Origin of the sequence: Paenibacillus sp. VTT E-133291, assembly GCF_002264395.1 — a bacterium.
Classification (GTDB): Bacteria; Bacillota; Bacilli; order Paenibacillales; family Paenibacillaceae; genus Paenibacillus_AQ; species Paenibacillus_AQ nitricinens.
This window is the reverse complement of the sequence record NZ_NFVA01000111.1, coordinates 1-18,077: the sequence shown is the minus strand read 5'-3', so window position 1 is coordinate 18,077 and position 18,077 is coordinate 1. Positions and strand designations below refer to the sequence as shown.

The 18,077-nt window shown below is 45.5% G+C and carries 17 protein-coding genes and 1 other annotated feature; of the genes, 2 read left to right on the top strand and 15 right to left on the bottom strand.

Annotated elements, in window-relative coordinates; all coding sequences use genetic code 11:
* Positions 1-922, top strand: a 922-nt coding sequence (locus tag CA598_RS28030) for a tRNA dihydrouridine synthase (RefSeq protein WP_094878602.1), incomplete at its 5' end; no start/stop codon positions are given.
* A 70-nt stretch (positions 923-992) separates the two neighbouring features.
* Here the strand turns inward: CA598_RS28030 and CA598_RS28025 are convergent.
* From CA598_RS28025 to CA598_RS27980, 10 genes are all read right to left on the bottom strand, one after another.
* Complete coding sequence (locus CA598_RS28025) at positions 993-2,378, bottom strand: family 4 glycosyl hydrolase (protein ID WP_094878601.1); 1,386 nt, start codon at positions 2,376-2,378, stop codon at positions 993-995.
* Positions 2,379-2,411: 33 nt separating this feature from the next.
* Positions 2,412-3,134, bottom strand: coding sequence for a 6-phosphogluconolactonase (locus CA598_RS28020; RefSeq protein ID WP_094878600.1), 723 nt, complete (start codon positions 3,132-3,134; stop codon positions 2,412-2,414).
* Positions 3,135-3,154: 20 nt separating this feature from the next.
* Entirely contained in the window at positions 3,155-4,285 is a 1,131-nt protein-coding gene (locus CA598_RS28015; RefSeq protein ID WP_094878599.1) for an ROK family protein, read from the bottom strand.
* A gap of 280 nt (positions 4,286-4,565) precedes the next feature.
* Entirely contained in the window at positions 4,566-6,194 is a 1,629-nt protein-coding gene (gene groL / locus CA598_RS28010) for a chaperonin GroEL (RefSeq protein WP_094871457.1), read from the bottom strand.
* 78 nt (positions 6,195-6,272) lie between these two features.
* Complete coding sequence (gene groES / locus CA598_RS28005; RefSeq protein ID WP_036676506.1) at positions 6,273-6,554, bottom strand: co-chaperone GroES; 282 nt, start codon at positions 6,552-6,554, stop codon at positions 6,273-6,275.
* Between the two features lie 440 nt (positions 6,555-6,994).
* Positions 6,995-7,762, bottom strand: a complete 768-nt coding sequence (gene tatC, locus CA598_RS28000; protein ID WP_094871468.1) for a twin-arginine translocase subunit TatC — start codon at positions 7,760-7,762, stop codon at positions 6,995-6,997.
* A 150-nt stretch (positions 7,763-7,912) separates the two neighbouring features.
* Positions 7,913-8,155 (bottom strand): twin-arginine translocase TatA/TatE family subunit, encoded by a 243-nt coding sequence (locus CA598_RS27995; protein WP_094871456.1) that lies wholly within the window; start codon positions 8,153-8,155, stop codon positions 7,913-7,915.
* Positions 8,156-8,292: 137 nt separating this feature from the next.
* Positions 8,293-8,778, bottom strand: coding sequence for a MogA/MoaB family molybdenum cofactor biosynthesis protein (locus CA598_RS27990; protein WP_020429419.1), 486 nt, complete (start codon positions 8,776-8,778; stop codon positions 8,293-8,295).
* A 79-nt stretch (positions 8,779-8,857) separates the two neighbouring features.
* Entirely contained in the window at positions 8,858-9,331 is a 474-nt protein-coding gene (gene moaC, locus CA598_RS27985; RefSeq protein ID WP_094871454.1) for a cyclic pyranopterin monophosphate synthase MoaC, read from the bottom strand.
* Between the two features lie 3 nt (positions 9,332-9,334).
* Positions 9,335-9,970 (bottom strand): 5-formyltetrahydrofolate cyclo-ligase, encoded by a 636-nt coding sequence (locus CA598_RS27980; RefSeq protein WP_094871453.1) that lies wholly within the window; start codon positions 9,968-9,970, stop codon positions 9,335-9,337.
* A 243-nt stretch (positions 9,971-10,213) separates the two neighbouring features.
* Between CA598_RS27980 and CA598_RS27975 the strand changes: the two genes are divergently transcribed.
* Positions 10,214-12,154 carry an ABC-F family ATP-binding cassette domain-containing protein gene (locus tag CA598_RS27975; RefSeq protein ID WP_094878598.1) on the top strand — a complete coding sequence of 647 codons (1,941 nt, stop codon included), beginning with the start codon at positions 10,214-10,216 and terminating at the stop codon, positions 12,152-12,154.
* A 406-nt stretch (positions 12,155-12,560) separates the two neighbouring features.
* On the opposite strand, the gene CA598_RS27970 is transcribed toward CA598_RS27975, so the two are convergent.
* From CA598_RS27970 to tsaE, 5 genes are all read right to left on the bottom strand, one after another.
* Positions 12,561-14,096, bottom strand: coding sequence for a 2-isopropylmalate synthase (locus CA598_RS27970; RefSeq protein WP_094878597.1), 1,536 nt, complete (start codon positions 14,094-14,096; stop codon positions 12,561-12,563).
* A gap of 239 nt (positions 14,097-14,335) precedes the next feature.
* Positions 14,336-14,618 (bottom strand) — a binding site (T-box leader).
* 391 nt (positions 14,619-15,009) lie between these two features.
* Positions 15,010-16,059 carry a tRNA (adenosine(37)-N6)-threonylcarbamoyltransferase complex transferase subunit TsaD gene (tsaD, locus tag CA598_RS27960; RefSeq protein WP_094871449.1) on the bottom strand — a complete coding sequence of 350 codons (1,050 nt, stop codon included), beginning with the start codon at positions 16,057-16,059 and terminating at the stop codon, positions 15,010-15,012.
* On the bottom strand, positions 16,056-16,580 hold the full coding sequence (gene rimI, locus CA598_RS27955) for a ribosomal protein S18-alanine N-acetyltransferase (RefSeq protein ID WP_042185263.1): 525 nt from the start codon (positions 16,578-16,580) through the stop codon (positions 16,056-16,058). The genes tsaD and rimI overlap by 4 nt, the downstream gene beginning before the upstream one ends.
* The gene (tsaB, locus tag CA598_RS27950; RefSeq protein ID WP_094878595.1) at positions 16,577-17,413 is read right to left on the bottom strand and encodes a tRNA (adenosine(37)-N6)-threonylcarbamoyltransferase complex dimerization subunit type 1 TsaB; all 837 of its coding nucleotides are present in this window, start codon (positions 17,411-17,413) and stop codon (positions 16,577-16,579) included. The genes rimI and tsaB overlap by 4 nt, the downstream gene beginning before the upstream one ends.
* A gap of 5 nt (positions 17,414-17,418) precedes the next feature.
* Positions 17,419-17,901, bottom strand: coding sequence for a tRNA (adenosine(37)-N6)-threonylcarbamoyltransferase complex ATPase subunit type 1 TsaE (gene tsaE, locus CA598_RS27945; RefSeq protein ID WP_042185258.1), 483 nt, complete (start codon positions 17,899-17,901; stop codon positions 17,419-17,421).
* Positions 17,902-18,077 lie beyond the last annotated feature (176 nt).

Below are 18,077 nucleotides of genomic sequence, written 5' to 3'. Positions count from 1 at the left end.
GGAAGATGTCACAGATGTTGTATTTCGTCATGTGGTTAGTGCAGCTGCAAAACCCGATGTGTTCTTCACGGAATTCGCAAATACAGAATACTACTGTCACCCTAAATTAAAGGTAAAGGAAAGTGTGCTTACTCGATTAAGGTTCACGGAAGATGAACAACCGATGGTCGCTCATATTTGGGGCAATAACCCGGAGTATTTTGAACGAATGAGCATGGATATGAAAAAACTTGGTTTTCGTGGTATCGATATAAACATGGGATGCCCAGTAAAAAACGTCGCAACCAATGGAAAAGGTGCTGGATTAATTCGACATCCTGAAGTGGCAGCAGAAATTATTAAATCGACTAAAGCTGGTGGATTGCCGGTTAGTGTTAAAACAAGATTAGGATATAGCGAAATTGATGAGTGGCGCGATTGGTTAGGAAATGTATTGAGACAAGATATTGTGAATCTGTCCATACACCTCCGTACAAAAAAAGAGATGAGCAAAGTAGATGCACACTGGGAGCTCATCCCCGAAATCAAAAAATTACGCGATGAGATCGCCCCAAATACGTTGCTAACCATTAATGGGGATATTCCTGACCGTGCAACAGGCTTAAAATTAGTAGAGCAATACGGGGTTGATGGAGTCATGATTGGCCGCGGTATTTTCAAAAATCCATATGCTTTCGAACTAGAACCTAAAGAACATAGTGTGGAGGAGCTTCTTAACCTTCTACTTTTTCATCTAGATCTTCACGATAAATATTCAAAAGAGGTTGAACCACGTCTGTTTAATCCACTTCGAAGCTTCTTCAAAATCTATATTCGTGGATTTGACGGAGCCGACGAACTAAGAAACCAATTGATGGAGACGAATGCAACCGATGAGGTACGTCGTTTAGTACAACCTTTTCTGGATGCAGATTCGGAATAATATGTAATGCAAAATAAATGGCCTCAGTTCTGAATTTCATCAGACTGAGGCCGTTTTTATTAAAGATGTCTTACTTCCACTCCAGCTTTGGCAGTATTTCTTTTTGCAGCTCACACATTTCATCGATCATCGCACAAGCTTGATAGTAGGTTGGTGCTTGCGGATCAAGCAGGATCGCTTGTAGCAATTTTGTTCTCGACTCTTCAAGAAACGCCTCCAGTAACAGCTTATGGATTGTACCTTGAATATGGATCATTCCGATAATGGCAGTTGGCAGCTCAACCGTCATTGGCTTAAATACGATACCCTTTTTATTAACGATCGCTTGTGTTTCAACAACCATATCCTCTGGAAGTCCTTTAATAGCGCCGTGGTTTGGCATATTAACAGCATTCAACTCGATTTCATCGTCGAAGAAAATCGCTTCAATAATTGGTATTGCGTATTCATTACTAATTTGAACCTTATCTTTATCAAATAGATAAGCCTGCTCAGACCACTGCAATTGATTCAGCGTATTCTCGAATAAGCCTTTATCCAAAGTACTGCCACTTGCACAGTATACAAATTCAGGTGTTCTGGAGTCCTTCTTCCACAGCTGCTCGCTCATTGGATTGTAACGGAACTGCAAAGGTAGTCCAGCATAGAAATCCTCTGCCCAAGAAATATACTCTCCACAATGGTTAGTCCCGGGGTAAGGGTAGTAGCCATAAGTATGGTACAAGGTTCTAGATAATCCAATATGATCGAAATGTGCCAAACGGTTAGCTTGCTTTTCTTTGTCATGGAATAGAGGGTATAAATCCTCTCCCGTACTCTTGTTCCAGATCTTCGTAAAGAAGCCAAAGTGGTTCAATCCGCCGCCTTCAACTGCAATATCTTTACTATCCATCTCCATGAATTCAGCTAGCTGATGAATCCCCATGTCTAAACCATGGCACAAGCCTACCACTTTGATTGAAGTTAATTTGGAGATGGCTTCCACTAGCTTCGCTTCCGGATTCGTATAGTTAATTAGCCAGGCATCTGGACATACCTTCTCCATTGTCTTTGCAATTTCCAGCATCGGACCTAAATTTCTCAAGGTGTGGAACATTGATCCTGGTCCGCCGTTTTCTCCATATAGCTGCTTGCTACCGTAACGGCGCGGAATGTGGAAGTCTTGTGACCAGTAATGATATCTTTCTACCTCAATCGCAACGATGGAGAAGTCAGCCTCTCTTAAGGCATCTTCCAAATTCGTCGTTTGCCAAATCTTCGCAGGATGAGAAAATGCCGTAAACATTTCGCTTGCATACTTGTACGTTCTATTCACATTCTCTTCTACAATATCCATAAGTGCGATTTCGAGTTCTACTTGATTTCTCAAACGTTCTGATAACACGAGATCTTGAAGTGCTCCTAGTCCAAAGGAAACACTTCCTGCTCCGATTAACGCAACCTTCAACTTTTTCATGGTCTTCAAGCTCCTTTTCATATTACGCCTCAACTATAATGACTGATCAATATACTTGGCGGCTGCAGCATCTAAAAAGAAATCTATATGATCATAGCCGAGCAATTGCTGAGCAGGCAGCTGTGCGTCAGAGTTTATGAAGATTTCCTTCACGATATCAGCTTTGCGCTCTCCAGTTATGACGACAACAACTCTTTTACTCCTTGCAATCTGTTCCAAACCTAATGTAATGCCTTGCTTTAATTCAGTCTGCTCATGAAAATATTTTTGAGCGACAGTCTTTGTTGTTTCCGACAGCTCCACAACACTGCTGTAATTTAATACTGGGCTACCAGGTTCATTTAATCCGATATGTCCATTCATACCTACGCCCATCAAGCTGAATGAAATCGGGTGTTGCTCGATAAAGTGATCAATTCGTAAACATTCCTGCTTCATATCCGGCGATGTTCCATCAAAAAACACAATCTGTCTGCTATCCAGTGAAATCTGGGAGAACAGATCTTGATTCAACATCTGATAGCAGCTGCCTTCAGAGCTCTTGTCAATGCCAACCCACTCATCCAAGCTAACGATGTTAAGCCTCTTGATTTTCAATTGGAGGTCCGCATCATCGGAAAATTTCTGATAGCTTTTTTGTGGAGTACTCCCTGAAGCCAGGCAGAACACAGGATGCTGATCGGTAAATAAATGATCTTTCATCTCTCTGGCAATTTCTTGTGCTACTTCCTCTTCATTCTCAAAGATTTTGATCATGTTGTTCACTTCCTTCTTGTTTACTCCGAAATAACATTAATCATCTCTTGCTGGAGAATAAGTGTAGCTGCTCCGATGGCTGTTGATTGAAGTAACTTACTCACCGAAATTTGAGGAGTCCACTCCGTATATTGCTCGACATAGCTTTTCGTGCGGTCCAATATGCGTTCCGGGAACAGCGTTACCGTTTTACCGCTAATAATGACCTGGTCGATATCCAAGATGCTGATCATATTGGTAATCGTTAATGCCAGATTCTTCGAAACATAATCAATACAAGCTTCTACGTCATTCGTTGAATTCAAATCATATGTGCTTAACAAATACTTAATGGCTAATTTGCTTTCCAGCCAACCTACTGAAGATGGCGTACGTTTATATTCTGAATCAAAGCACATATACTCCAGCTCCCCTGCACTTGCATTAACGCCGCGGTGAAGCTCTTTGTTAATAATCAGGCCGCCTCCGACCCCATCACCTGCAGCAACATGAATGAGACTCGTCAATGCTTGATCTGAGTTTTCAAGATTCCGAAATTCCGCCACAGTCGCTGCGTTCACATCATTCTCCAGAAGAATGGGTAAGTTTACTTCGCTCTTGAGAGTTTCAATAATCGTTTCATACATAAAGTCGTTTTCTTTATTGTGATGCGTTCTCATCCGGATCGATTTCTTTCTTGTATTGATCGCAGCATCAACGCCAATACCAATCCCCAAGACAACACTATCCGTTTCCTTCGCTTTACTCTTCAAATACTCCACAATCTCTATAAATATCGAAGTGAAGTGCTGGCTATAGAACGGAATATCTGTTTCAATCGAATACGAATCTATGATCTTGCCGTGCAGATTAATAAGTACCGCTGTAATTGTACTGCCAATAATCTGTATTCCGATTGTCGTATAGCTGTTTTCATTAAATCTGTAAACCGTACGTTTTCTTCCCAAGCCGCCAGAGCCTTCTCGACTTTCACCAGTGACGGTCAATAAACCAATCTGTTCAAAAAAGGTAACAATCTTGCTTACAGTAACAAAGCTCATTGCCGTTTTTTCTGTAATCTCAACTTTCGCCAGTTCAGGATATTGAAGCAAAATGTCGAAGACTATTTTTCTATTCTCATCTTTAATATCATTGGGTAAAAATGATTTCATATGTCCTCCATATTATATTATTAATATAATTAATAAATAAAGTTAAATAACTAATCAAAAAAGATAGGTCATCACTTACTGACCTCTTGAATTCATTATATATTCACTGTAGTGAACGTTCAAGTGTATTTATTTAACTTCCTTAAATTAATCTGTTCTCTATCTTAATATCACCAGCAAGTGCGTGCATCTGGGTACGCCACAAAAAGAAGCCTCTTATGAGTTTAATGAACCCATAAGAGGCTTCTAATCAATCCTATTTCAAAGCTTTACAGCCTTATTACATCATGCCGCCCATTCCACCCATGCCGCCCATATCAGGCATACCTGGTTTTTCTGGTTCTGGCTTGTCAGCAATTACTGCTTCAGTAGTCAAGAACATAGCCGCTACGGATGCAGCGTTTTGAAGAGCATAACGAGTTACTTTCGCAGGGTCAACGATTCCAGCTTCGAACATGTTTACCCACTCATCAGTAGCAGCGTTGTAGCCGATCCCTACAGCTTCTTTTTTCAAGCGGTCCACGATAACGGAACCTTCTTGACCAGCATTAGCAGCGATTGTGCGAACTGGCTCTTCCAGAGCACGCAATACAATGTTAACGCCTGTTCTTTCGTCGCCAGTTGCCACAACAGCAGCAACAGCAGCATATACGTTCACAAGAGCAGTACCACCACCGGACACGATACCTTCTTCAACCGCAGCGCGAGTTGCGTTCAGGGCGTCTTCGATGCGAAGCTTACGCTCTTTCAATTCTGTTTCAGTTGCAGCGCCTACTTTGACAACGGCTACGCCGCCAGCTAATTTAGCCAAACGCTCTTGCAATTTTTCTTTGTCGAACTCGGAAGTTGTTTCTTCCAGTTGAGCACGAATTTGGCTTACGCGAGCATTGATGTCTGCTTTGTCGCCGCTTCCGTCTACGATTGTAGTATTTTCTTTGGTTACGCGTACTTGACGTGCGTTACCCAATTGCTCGATGGAAGTAGTCTTCAGATCAAGACCGAGCTTCTCAGTAATCACTTGGCCACCAGTCAGGGCAGCGATATCTTGCAGCATAGCTTCACGGCGGTCGCCAAAGCCAGGAGCTTTAACAGCAACAGCGTTGAATGTTCCACGCAGTTTGTTCACGATCAGCATAGCTTGAGCTTCGCCTTCGATATCTTCAGCGATAATAACAAGCGGTCTAGCTTGTTGAACGATTTTTTCTAGCAAAGGAAGAATTTCTTGAGTGCTGCTGATTTTTTTATCAGTGATCAAGATGTACGGGTTCTCCAGAACAGCTTCCATTTTATCCGTATCAGTAATCATGTACGGGGAAATGTAACCACGGTCGAACTGCATACCTTCTACGACTTCAAGCTCAGTAAGGAATCCACGGGATTCTTCAACAGTAATAACACCGTCTTTACCTACTTTTTCCATAGCTTCAGCAATCAATTGACCCACTTCTTCGTCAGCAGCAGAGATAGCAGCTACTTGAGCGATAGCTTGGGAATCTTCGATTGGTTTAGAAATTCTTTGCAATTCGATAACAGCAGCTTTAACTGCTTTGTCGATCCCTTTGCGGATAACCATTGGGTTAGCGCCTGCCGTTACGTTTTTCAGACCTTCACGGATCATAGCTTGAGCCAGAACCGTTGCAGTTGTAGTACCGTCACCGGCTACATCGTTAGTCTTAGTAGCAACTTCTTTAACCAGTTGAGCACCCATGTTCTCGAATGCATCTTCAAGTTCGATTTCTTTAGCGATAGTTACACCATCGTTAGTGATAAGCGGGCTACCGAATTTCTTTTCAAGTACCACGTTGCGACCTTTTGGTCCAAGTGTAACTTTTACCGCATTTGCCAAAGCATCTACACCGCGCAACATAGAGCGGCGTGCTTCTTCACTAAATTTAATTTCTTTAGCCATTGTGTAATTACCTCCTAGAATTTTTTGTATATCACGTTACTTTAAGTAGTTTAGATTTAGCTTATGATCGACTCTCGCTTAGTCAAGAATCGCGTGAATGTCGCTTTCTTTCATAATCAAATATTCTTTACCTTCGTATTTGATTTCTGTTCCTGCATATTTAGAGAAAAGAACACGGTCGCCTTCTTTAACTTCCAGCGCTACACGTACTCCATCTTTTAAAGCTCCGCTACCTACTGCAATAATAGTTCCTTCTTGTGGCTTTTCTTTCGAGGAGTCCGGAAGCACAATCCCGAATGAAGTGGTTTCCTCCTGCTCGCTCGGTAGCACCAATACGCGTTCACCTAAAGGTTTGATCATGAAAAAATAGCCTCCTTTTAAATTATGTTATTTTGCTTCAAAACATAGTTTAGAACTTACCTGTCTTACTTCAAAATCTCTGGTGTTTATGAAAAATATCAATTGGACGCTACGAATATCTGGTCCATCTCATATTTTCCATAAGCATTAGCACTCGACAGCTTGTAGTGCTAACAACAATTTTTATGATACTCAACTTGAGCCCGGATTTCAAGTCCTTTTACACAAATTCGCATTTGTTTTCGTAAAAAATAACGTTTCACTGGTTGTCCTAGGCACACACTCTATACATTCTATCCACAGGGTGTGAAAATATGCGTATGATTTCCAGTAGTCTCAACTGTACCACCTACGCCCGAACATTTCAAAAAGACGGGGGTTTAAAACAAAAGAGCTGTCTCTTTCGTAGAAAAATCTACTTAGTGACAGCTCTTTCATTATCATTCCTCACTCTTGGTGTACTGAGCTTCCCTTGCCGCATCCGCAGCGAGCTGTTTACGATAGACGAAGGCGGACAGGAATACGCTGAACTCATATAACACTAGCAGTGGAATCGTCACCAGAAAATCTGAGATAAAATCCGGAGGAGTGATGACTACAGCAATAAAGACAAGCGTGAAATAAGCGTATCGACGCATTTTACGCAAGCGTATCGGGTTAAGAACCCTCAGTTTGGTCAGAAACATCACCAGCAGCGGAAGCTCAAACAACAGCGCTAAAGGTAGCACCAGACTGAACATAAAGTTGAAATATTGCGCAATTCCGTAGGTCTCTTCCAGCCCCATACTCCGGGTGATAGAGATCGTGAACGAAAGCGCCATTGGAAATACAACATAATAAGCAAACGAAAGACCGATTAGAAAAAGAACAAAAACATAGGGTACATAACGTAGTGTTGCACTACGCTCTTCCGGCCGTAAGCCCGGACTAATAAACGCCCACAGCTGGTAAGCAATAAAAGGAATTGAAATGACTAATGAAACCGCCATTGCGATCTTCATATACATTCCGATACCATCCCAGAATGAGAAAGCATGCAGAACAAAACCTTGCGCTAGATCTGTACTAATTAAATAATCGTAGATTGGCTTGGCACAGAACAGCCCCCCTACCAATCCCAAAACAAATACAATCAGCACATAAATAATCCGTTTACGCAGCTCGGTGAGATGATCCACCACCGACATTTCTTCCGATTCGAGAGACATCCTGACACCATCCCATGACAAGAATAGAAACGCCACACCGACTTTATGTATAGCTGTGCCCGTTTCTGCAGAAAGCAGCAACCAAATTGAAAAAGGGGCATCTCCTAAGTCTATTAGACTTGAGAGATTGCCCCATTGTTAAACCTTTTATTATTCCGGCAGGCGTTTGTCCTGAGGAATATCTGCAGCGACCGTCTGCGGGGCCGTCGGCACAGGAGCTTCGCTCTTCTTCACCGGATCACTATCACCAATGATTTCACGTGCGCCTTCCTTAAATTCACGAAAGGTTCGCCCAACTGCGCGGCCTAACTCTGGCAGTTTATTCGGGCCAAAGAGGAGCAGTGCCAGTATAACCAACAAGATAATACCCGGAGTACCAATTCCACTAAACATTATTATTCCTCCTTGTCCGTCTATCCGATCATGGTATCGTTTACGATAATCTAATAATACCATAACTTATGTCACAGTTACATCCACTATCTTCTATAAATAGTTTATCCTTGTGACGTGACAAGAATATGACAATGTTATTGACGGTATTGGCCAGTTACCATGAGTAACGCTTCAGGCAGTTGATCCATAATGGCTGCTAAATTCTCATGAACACCCTTCGGTGTGCCCGGTAAGTTGACAATCAACGTGCGTCCACGAATGCCGCATATCCCGCGGAAAAGCATCACCGCACGGTTTTTTTGCATCACCGTACTTCGCATCGCTTCTGAAAGTCCAGGCACTTCCCGTTCGATTACACGCCGGGTTGCCTCTGGAGTCACATCGCGTATCGCTAAATCCGTACCTCCGGTAGTCAATACCAGATCTGCTTGAAAATAATCTGTGAGTTCTATCAAAGCTGCGATAATCTCATCTTGTTCATCAGGCACGATCCGATATTCAACGATCTCGCCTCCAAGTTCCTCTTCCACCAGCTCCCGAATAACCTGGGCGCTCGTGTCTTCCCGTTCGCCCCTGGCCCCTTTATCGCTGGCCGTTAGGATTGCTGTTTTCCACGCCATAGGTTTGTCCTCCCTCTCTATGTATAATCGGCTGTACAGTGCAGCCCAATTGCTTCAGCGTACCGAACGTCAGGTCTGATCATGATTCAAGCGCGTAATCTCCATTCTTACCCCCACTTTTAGACAATAAGAGCGTTGGCCCGATAATCATGTCCTTCTGAAGAGCCTTGCACATGTCGTACACCGTTAGTGCTGAAGCAGAAACAGCTGTCAATGCTTCCATTTCAACTCCGGTCTTTCCGGTAGTATGGACTGTTGCTTCTATATAAAGTTCATCTTCGCTGTTATCGGAGAAGCGGATGTCAATACCGGTAAGCGGGAGCGGATGGCACATCGGAATCCAGTCAGACGTCTTCTTGGCCGCCATAATTCCAGCGATCTGCGCAACGGCAAGTACGTCTCCTTTACTGATCTTGCCTTCCTTGATGGCACTAAGCGTCTCAGTCGCCATCTTGATCTTACTCCGCGCGACAGCTGTCCGCTTCGTAATCTCCTTTTCGCTCACATCCACCATACGAGCTCTTCCCTGCTCGTTAAAATGGGTCAATTCCACGGCTCACTCTCCTTTTCGGCAGTTCACTATGCCATTTTCAGTAATCAGCATGTCCATAAAGGCATCATGCTCATCCATGGGCACTTTCGGAACAAGTTGCATACCAAAGGCCAGCCCGATCCAGACAGGGGGCTTCGCAGCGGCATACTCTTCCGTCTCCCATGACGCACGCAATCGATCATAGTATCCTCGGCCGTAACCAAGCCTGCCTCCCTGAAGATCAAAAGCCAGCCCCGGAACAAACACAACATCCGGTAGTGTAACAACTTCAATCTCTTGTGAATCTTTGCCGGATACAATAGGTTCATGGATACCATACGCCCCCGGCTCAAGCTCACTCCACGCGTTTACCATATGGACACTCATTGCACCACTTGCCAGAATGACACGCGGCAGCAGTACCCTACGCTGGTCCTTCCACGCCTGTGTAAGAAGCACGTTGGTATCGAGTTCAGAACGAAAAGATACATAGGCCATCAATGAGGCTATGTCTTTCGTCTTCAGCCACTCTGATGCATGCTTGCAGACCAGAAAAGACAATTCCCTTCTCTGGTCCGAGGAGAGCTCGTTTCGGGCGATGGTCTTCTCAGTTCTTAGTTGTTGCTTTGCTTTGGAGATCACCGACTCCTTGCTTGTCATCGCCCGGCAACCCCCTATATTTATCCCAAGCTTATCCTTGTTTGTAAATCCAGTTTACCACTCTTCTCCCCGGTTCGCCAAGGTGGATAGACTGTGTTTCTGGGCCGGGTCGTTATTCTCTGCTTCCGATATATCGAGCTCTCGCTTGGGAAACGCTTTTCATGTAAACTATAGAATAAGTTATTCATAAGGCTGAGGTGTAAATGCCAAAGCGAAATATGCAAGGGTGGAGGTTTCATCGTTATGCTTCTTCAAGCGACAGGAATTACAAAATCATATGGTATACAGAACGTACTAGATGGCATAAGCCTTCAGGTAAATGAAAAGGAACGTGTCGGACTCGTGGGCGTTAATGGTGCCGGCAAATCAACTTTTCTGCAAATTCTGGCTGGTGAAATGTCCTATGACAGCGGTCAAATTCATAAATCAAAAGAAACTACTATCGGGTATTTAGCCCAAAATAGCGGACTTCAATCTGACAAAACCATTCATGAAGAAATGATGGCCGTTTTCGCACCGCTGATCGAAGCCGAGGCTGAGCTAAGAGAGATGGAAGTAAGCATTGCCGATCCTAAGCTGGCAGAGGACCCAAAACGGTACGAAGAACTGCTCGAAAGATATGCCCGCCGATCAGATTGGTTCAAGGATCACGGCGGTTATGAAATGAATACACGAATCCGTAGTATCCTGCACGGCATGGGCTTCGGTGAGTTCCCACCGGATACACCTATCTCCACACTTAGTGGTGGCCAGAAGACTAGACTCGCATTAGCCCGTATTTTGCTTCAGGCTCCCGATCTTCTAATGCTGGATGAGCCGACGAACCATCTGGATATCGAAACATTAACATGGCTTGAGGATTATCTTCGCAGTTATGCTGGCGGAATTCTGGTTGTCTCTCATGACCGTTATTTCCTTGATCGGCTTGTAACTACTATTGTAGAGATCGAACGTCATCAATCTCGGCGTTATACAGGCAATTACAGCCGATATGTAGATTTGAAGGCTGCCGAATATGAAGCACGGATGAAGCAGTATGAGAAACAGCAAGATGAAATCTCAAGAATGGAAGATTTCGTTCAGAAAAATATTGTGCGAGCATCTACCACGAAACGTGCGCAGAGCAGACGCAAAGCGCTTGAGAAGATGGACCGTATGGATCGGCCGATGGGCGATCTGAAGAAAGCCAGCTTCTCCTTCGAGCCGGACTTCATGTCTGGTAAAGAAGTGCTGCAAGTCCGTAATGTTGCGGTTACCTTTAAGGATGGTCCACCTTTGTTCAAAGACGCTACTTTCGAACTGCGCCGGGGAGAAACTGCTGCACTCATCGGTCCCAATGGTATTGGCAAATCTACACTGCTGCAGTGTATGACCGGAACCCGTGAGCCTTCAACTGGAACTGTGAATTGGGGGACTAAAGTAAAGGTCGCTTATTATGACCAGGAACAGACCCGCCTCAATCCAAAGAACACAGTAATGGAAGAGCTATGGAGTGAATATCCAATGATTGAGGAAGCCAGAATCCGTACGATCCTTGGCAACTTCCTCTTCAGCGGTGAAGATGTTCTTAAGAAGATATCTGCGCTGAGCGGCGGCGAAAAAGCACGCGTTGCATTATCAAAGCTCATGTTGCGCGGCGCAAACATGCTCATCCTAGATGAGCCAACCAACCATTTGGATTTGGTCAGTCGTGAGGTTCTAGAATCAGCTTTAATTGATTTCGAGGGCACATTGCTCTTCATTTCTCATGACCGTTATTTCCTCAATAAAATGGCTGAACGGGTGCTTGAGCTTCATCCCGAGGGGATCGATCAATACCTTGGCAACTACGATGACTATATTGAGAAAAAACGAGAATTAGAAGAGATTGCGAAAGATGCCGCCGAATTAGCCGCCAAAAATGTCAACAAGGATGCTCCAGTTCCTGAAAAAAACGCTGTTTCCTCCTTCGAAGCGGACAAGCAAGCCAAGCGTGAAGAGCGTAACCGGAAGCGGCGAATTGCTGAGCTAGAGGAAGGCATTGCTGAGCTAGAAGAGACGATCGCTTTTATAGAGAATGAAATGACTAAACCTGAAGTTTACCAGGATTATTTAGCACTTCAAGGTCATGAAGAGGATCTAAAGAACAAAAAAACTCAGCTTACAGATTTATTTAACGAATGGGAAATTCTTGCTGACGAATAATGTAAAAGCCACTTCATAATTTTTTTTCATATTTCTTATTTTGTTCATAAACAGTTATCCACAGCTCTATACACAGGTTTCGTGTATAACTCCCTGCTAAAAAAGCCCCTAAGGGGCTTTTTTTATGCGTTAAATCGGTATTTTCGAATTACAGGAATTATTATCCACCGAATTATCCACATTATCCACAATTCCCACAATGTTTCATTGCTAACAAAAATGGTTATACGGGCATTTTAAAAAGAGCTGACATTGCTGATTTTACGCACTTTTTACACAATTCGTAGAGAATATGTGGATAACGTTGTCCACAACTTGACAAAAGACATAACTCCCCCTAAAACCTGTCATCAAAAGCTAAAAAAGAACCCGCTATCTCTTAATCAGACAGCGGGTACGACACATATTAAACGATCTGTGTAGAGAGCAGCGCAGCGTTGCAGGCTGCAATATAAGCAATCCCTGCTGCCATGATAATATCCTGATGAGTAGCTGTGCCTCTAAATTTAAGACCTTCCCACTCTACCATCACAGCCGCCTCCGCTTGGGCATTCTCCCCACTTCCGAGGGAATGCAGCTCAAGTCCAGAGAATTCTATGTCCTCTGAAATTCCTTGCCCAATAGCAGCAATGATAGCCTCAAGCGGACCATCCCCAATACTAGTATGGGAGGATTCCTGTCCAGACTTCAAATGGCGAACCGTAACCGCGGCAACCCGGCGCTGGGCACTACCTGCCAATACTTGAACCTCACCCAGTTCATAGACCTGAGCTTGCTGTCCGGTAGTACTACTCACCATTTGCAGCAATTGATCATCACTGACAACCTTTTGTCGGTCAGCGGTCTCTTTAAACGATTCATAAAGTGCATCCAGCTCCGCAGGCTCCAGCGTAATACCATACTTCGCCGCACGGTCCTTCAGCGCATGTCTGCCAGAATGCTTGCCCAGAATGATCATGCTACGCGGGATACCCAGCCGCTCCGGGTCCATAATCTCATAGGTGCTACGATCCTTCAGCAAACCATCCTGATGAATCCCTGACTCATGCTGGAAGGCATTTCTTCCGACGACTGGTTTGTTATAGGCGATTGGAAAATGCATCGCTCCGCTGATCAGCCGCGAAGTATCATACAGCTTATCAAGCACAATTCCTGTTTCTGCTCCAATTGCATCCCCGCGGGTTTCGAGCGCCATCACAAGCTCTTCCAGCGCACAGTTCCCGGTACGCTCGCCGACTCCGTTGACAGTGACTTCGATCTGCGTCGCACCTCCATCAATAGCTGCCAGACTGTTGGCTACAGCCAGCCCCAAATCATTATGACAGTGGGCACTGTAGCTTACCGTTTCTCCACCTCTTGCTCCCAGCCGCACACGTCGGAACATTTCCCCATATTCATGTGGCAATGCGTATCCGACCGTATCGGGCAGATTGATAATAGAAGCACCTTCCTCAATAACAGCTTCAATCATTTCAATCAGATCATCGATTCCTGTTCGCGCAGCATCCATCGCCGTGAATTCAACGACATCAGAGAATTGACGCGCATAAGCCGTCATCTCGCGGGCTTTGGCTACGACTTCGGCTCTGCTCATACGCAATTGATGCTGCAAATGAATATCAGAAGAGGAGATGAACAGGTGAATCCGCCGGCGTTCAGCATCTTGGGTTGCCCGGACTGCCGCGTCAATATCCCCTTTAACCGCCCGTGCAAAACCGCAAATTTCCACATTTCGCACCTTACGGGAAATCGTCTGTACTGCTGCAAAATCACCAGGGCTCGATATCGGAAATCCAGGCTCCATCACATCAACACCCAGATCCGCAAGCTTATAGGCCAGCAGTATTTTTTGCTCTGGGGTTAGACTTGCACCCGGAGCCTGTTCACCATCTCGCAGAGTCGTATCGAAAATTTGTATACGTTTCTTTACTGGAATAATCATCTGAATTCCTCCTGTTTTCCTCTTATTGGATATCTTACCTTTAGCTTATGCTTCAGCGCAGAGTCACACGTCGACTTGTGATCCTGCTAAATTCCCCACCCACTGCTGCCGGCAGCTGATACGAATGAATCCTCTGCACAATTGGCGAAGTGCAGAGCGTTCACTCTTGGCGTCTTATGTAGCGATGAGTCCGTAACCCGAATCACTTCAATAAGAACGCAAAAACCCGCTGTCTCTAATAAAGAGACGGCGGGTCACCCCTCCGCGGTACCACTCTTTTTGACGCATAGGCTATTCATAGAATCAAGCCGTTAAGCTGCGTCCAGCTCTTCTTCCCGGTCCATCCTGATCGTGTCAGGAAGGACCGGGAAGGTCCGATAACGGGGACAACCGTAGGCAGCGTACTATTCTTTCCGCCGCTCCGCTCCCGGGCGAGATTCAAGACATCCGGTGACTGCGTCGCACCACCCCGCAGCTCTCTGTTCACCGTCATTCCCTACTACTCCCGTTCTTAGCGTGTATTATATACATTACTCACTACTCAAAATCCATACAAAAAAGCCTGCCATCTCATTCAAGAGACGACAGGCTGTTAACCTTCGCGGTACCACTCTTGTTGATGCTCTGTACCGGTTAAATTACTACCGATTCCAATTGAACATCCACTCAACGGCCCAGTATGTTAGTACTCGACCACCCTATCACGGAGGTTACCCGTAGACGGTGTACGAACGTTCCGGCTACAATTGCCGGTAATGCTTCCACCGTTCCGCTCCCAGACGAGTTCAGGTCCCCTTCGACTGCGTCGCACCTACCCGCAGATCTCTTATTATCCCAGAGTATCCTTACTACTTCCGCTCATCGCGTTTCCCTATATAATTGAACTGATTATACTCGTTAGCTCCAAATGATGTCAATAGGCGGATACAGACCATTGTTCCAGTGAGAATCCAGGGTCTGCAACCATATCCAGCGGAGTACCGCCATCATGCTGCCACTTCACATAAGCAGCAGCTCCAATCATAGCTGCATTATCCGTGCAGTATACCGGAGGTGGAATAATAAGCTCAATGCCCTCTGCTTCACAGCGTGAGATCAATGCTGCGCGCAATCCAGCATTAGCAGCAACCCCTCCACACAACAATAACTGCTTGGAGTTAGTAGCTTTAACAGCGCGTACGGCTTTTTCCACCAGCACCTCGACCACAGATTCTTGGAACCCGCGGGCAATGCCTGCCACATCTGGTGTAAGACCTTTCATCTTACTTTGATTCACAACATTCAGCACAGCCGACTTTAGGCCACTGAAGCTGAAATCATAAGAACCCGGCTCCAGCCATACGCGTGGCAACGGCACAACCTCAGTCGCCTCGCGTGCTAGACGATCCACGTGGGGTCCGCCGGGATAAGGGAATCCTAGTGCCCGTGCCACTTTATCATAAGCTTCGCCTACTGCATCATCACGGGTGCGTCCAATAATTCGAAACTCACCCTCCCGCTCCATATGAACCAGTTCAGTATGTCCGCCGGACACCACTAGTGTCATGCATGGATACTGCAACTCTGCCACTAAACGGTTAGCATAAATATGTCCTGCAATATGATGTGTGCCAATTAGCGGCTTCCCCCATGCGAGGGCAAGACTCTTGGCAGCCACTACCCCGACAAGTAAAGCCCCCACCAAACCTGGGCCTTGTGTAACCGCCACCGCCGATAACTGAGCTGGTGTAACCCCTGCTGTAGCGAGTGCTTCTTCTATCACCAGTGTAATTACTTCCACATGCTTACGGGAAGCTACTTCTGGTACTACGCCGCCGAAGGCGCGATGCGTCTCAATCTGACTCGAGATGATGTTGGATAACACTTCAGAGCCATCTTTGACTACAGCGACCGACGTTTCATCACAACTCGTCTCAATAGCAAGTATTAGTACAGGCTGAGCTGCGCCCGTTTCTGTCTTCATTTCAAGTCCACGCTTCCTTCCATATTGCCATGCTCCTCGTACTCTGGCAGATCCGCCCACATAATGAGCGCATCCTCGCGATTATCGGAATAATATCCTTTGCGTGTGCCAGCAGAACGAAAGCCTTTTTTACGATATAAATTCTGTGCTACCTCGTTCGATACCCGTACCTCAAGTGTAATAGACTTCATACCTACATAAGACGCCGTCTTCATCAGCTCTTCCAGCAGGCGCTCGCCCCATTTACGTCCACGATAGGCTTCAAGCAAGGCTATATTCGTCACATGCGCCTCATCCACGATGGCCCACATACCAGCATAACCGATTATATGACCTGCCAGCTCCATAACCATATATTTTGCAAAATGATTATGCGTTAGCTCGTTGCGAAAAGCCTCCTCTGTCCAAGGCATCGTGAAGGCTTCCCGTTCAATGATAAGAATGTCAGGAATATCCGTAAGCTTCATCAAACGAAAAACAAGTTCAGCCTCTTGAGCTATCATTGATTCCGCTTCCGTCATAGTTTCTTTAAGCCCCCTTCTCTGCTTAACCGCAGATTGGCCTCCGCTTCTGAGATCTGAGTATAGTTAGGGATCAAGCTATGGATATCATCTTTTCCTACCTGAAGCCGCGCTTCCCCAAGAAATCCTGTCCAGCGGCCTTCCATTTCATAAGGAACCCCAATAGAAATGCCAAGATCCTTCAATGGACGAAGCGATTCCGCACTGCCATGAACTTCAGTCTCCCCAACAAACCAAAGAACAGCAGGCTTGTTTCCCTCGACTGACGCCTGTCCTAAACGTTCAGCTAAGTACTCCACCCAATCTGCCATCAGACGGATGGCATCAGGCTCAAGACGGCTAGGAGCATGATTTCCCTCAGCTGCGAATAATCCTGTATACACCTGTCCTCGGCGCGCATCCATTAGTGGAATGATCCAATCAGGCCCGTAGCTGTTATTCTCGGTAGTTTGTTCCGGCGCTTTGGTCATCACGTTATTCTTGAGGGCTGTTTGATATCCGCCCCATGCTACTGCATGTAGACTCGAAATACCGACAACGGGGACATCCCATGCCCATGCCAGCGTTTTGGCAGCGGTAACTGCGATACGCGTCCCTGTATACGATCCAGGACCCACACCAACAGAAATCCCGCCCAGCATTGCAGCAGTAGTTCCTGTTGCTTGCAGCGCCTGCTCAATGATCGGCAGTAAATGCACCGAATGATTCCGTTCTCCGGAAGCATTTATTTCATGCAGTAGTTCCCCATTCTCTGTAACTGCCACGCCTAATACTGCAGTTGATGTATCCAGCGCTAAAAGCCGCTTGCGCGGCTCTGTATTCTGATTCGTCATATTCCTTAACCCCACTTCTGGATCAGCTGCCGGCAAAGCTCACCATACGGCTCCCCGATTCCGGTCACCGTAATCATTCTTTCATCTGGCCCCACTGTTTCCATGTATATATGCATATGCCGCGGCGGCATTAAATCTGTAATAATACTGCTCCATTCCACCAAGCAGACCCCTTGCCCGTAGAAATACTCATCAAGTCCAAGCTCGTCCGCTTCCTGAAGCGAAATCCGATATACATCCATATGATATAGGGGCAGACGGCCCTCATACTCTTTAATAATTGTAAAAGTAGGACTGTTTACAATCCCCTTTACGCCGAGATGCCGAGCATACCCTTGTGAGAATGCTGTTTTTCCTGCGCCCAGATCGCCATCCAAACCGATAATCATCCCTGGCGTTGAAGCAGTAGCTAGAGCAGCTGCAAGCAACTCCGTATCCTGGAGGCTGTAAGAACGGTAAGTGAACACCGTTTCGTCTGTATTGTCCAACTACAACTACCACCTTTTAAAATGTACCTGCCAAAAACCATTACTATTAATTATATCGGTATGCTCCATCCACCGCAACAACTGTCCCCATTCAATCTTCCATGCCAGTATGCCAACAATAGAAAAAGAGACCTCTACGCAAAGATTGAACTGTGACCGTATTTGTGGAAAGTTTA

Excerpts from the sequence above, each read along its gene's own strand:
- CA598_RS28025 (WP_094878601.1), bottom strand. The coding sequence starts at position 2,378 with ATGAAAAAGTTGAAGGTTGCGTTAATCGGAGCAGGAAGTGTTTCCTTT.
- CA598_RS28020 (WP_094878600.1), bottom strand. The coding sequence starts at position 3,134 with ATGATCAAAATCTTTGAGAATGAAGAGGAAGTAGCACAAGAAATTGCC.
- CA598_RS28015 (WP_094878599.1), bottom strand. The coding sequence starts at position 4,285 with ATGAAATCATTTTTACCCAATGATATTAAAGATGAGAATAGAAAAATA.
- groL (WP_094871457.1), bottom strand. The coding sequence starts at position 6,194 with ATGGCTAAAGAAATTAAATTTAGTGAAGAAGCACGCCGCTCTATGTTG.
- groES (WP_036676506.1), bottom strand. The coding sequence starts at position 6,554 with ATGATCAAACCTTTAGGTGAACGCGTATTGGTGCTACCGAGCGAGCAG.
- tatC (WP_094871468.1), bottom strand. The coding sequence starts at position 7,762 with ATGTCTCTCGAATCGGAAGAAATGTCGGTGGTGGATCATCTCACCGAG.
- CA598_RS27995 (WP_094871456.1), bottom strand. The coding sequence starts at position 8,155 with ATGTTTAGTGGAATTGGTACTCCGGGTATTATCTTGTTGGTTATACTG.
- CA598_RS27990 (WP_020429419.1), bottom strand. The coding sequence starts at position 8,778 with ATGGCGTGGAAAACAGCAATCCTAACGGCCAGCGATAAAGGGGCCAGG.
- CA598_RS27980 (WP_094871453.1), bottom strand. The coding sequence starts at position 9,970 with ATGACAAGCAAGGAGTCGGTGATCTCCAAAGCAAAGCAACAACTAAGA.
- CA598_RS27975 (WP_094878598.1), top strand. The coding sequence starts at position 10,214 with ATGCTTCTTCAAGCGACAGGAATTACAAAATCATATGGTATACAGAAC.
- CA598_RS27970 (WP_094878597.1), bottom strand. The coding sequence starts at position 14,096 with ATGATTATTCCAGTAAAGAAACGTATACAAATTTTCGATACGACTCTG.
- tsaD (WP_094871449.1), bottom strand. The coding sequence starts at position 16,059 with ATGAAGACAGAAACGGGCGCAGCTCAGCCTGTACTAATACTTGCTATT.
- rimI (WP_042185263.1), bottom strand. The coding sequence starts at position 16,580 with ATGACGGAAGCGGAATCAATGATAGCTCAAGAGGCTGAACTTGTTTTT.
- tsaB (WP_094878595.1), bottom strand. The coding sequence starts at position 17,413 with ATGACGAATCAGAATACAGAGCCGCGCAAGCGGCTTTTAGCGCTGGAT.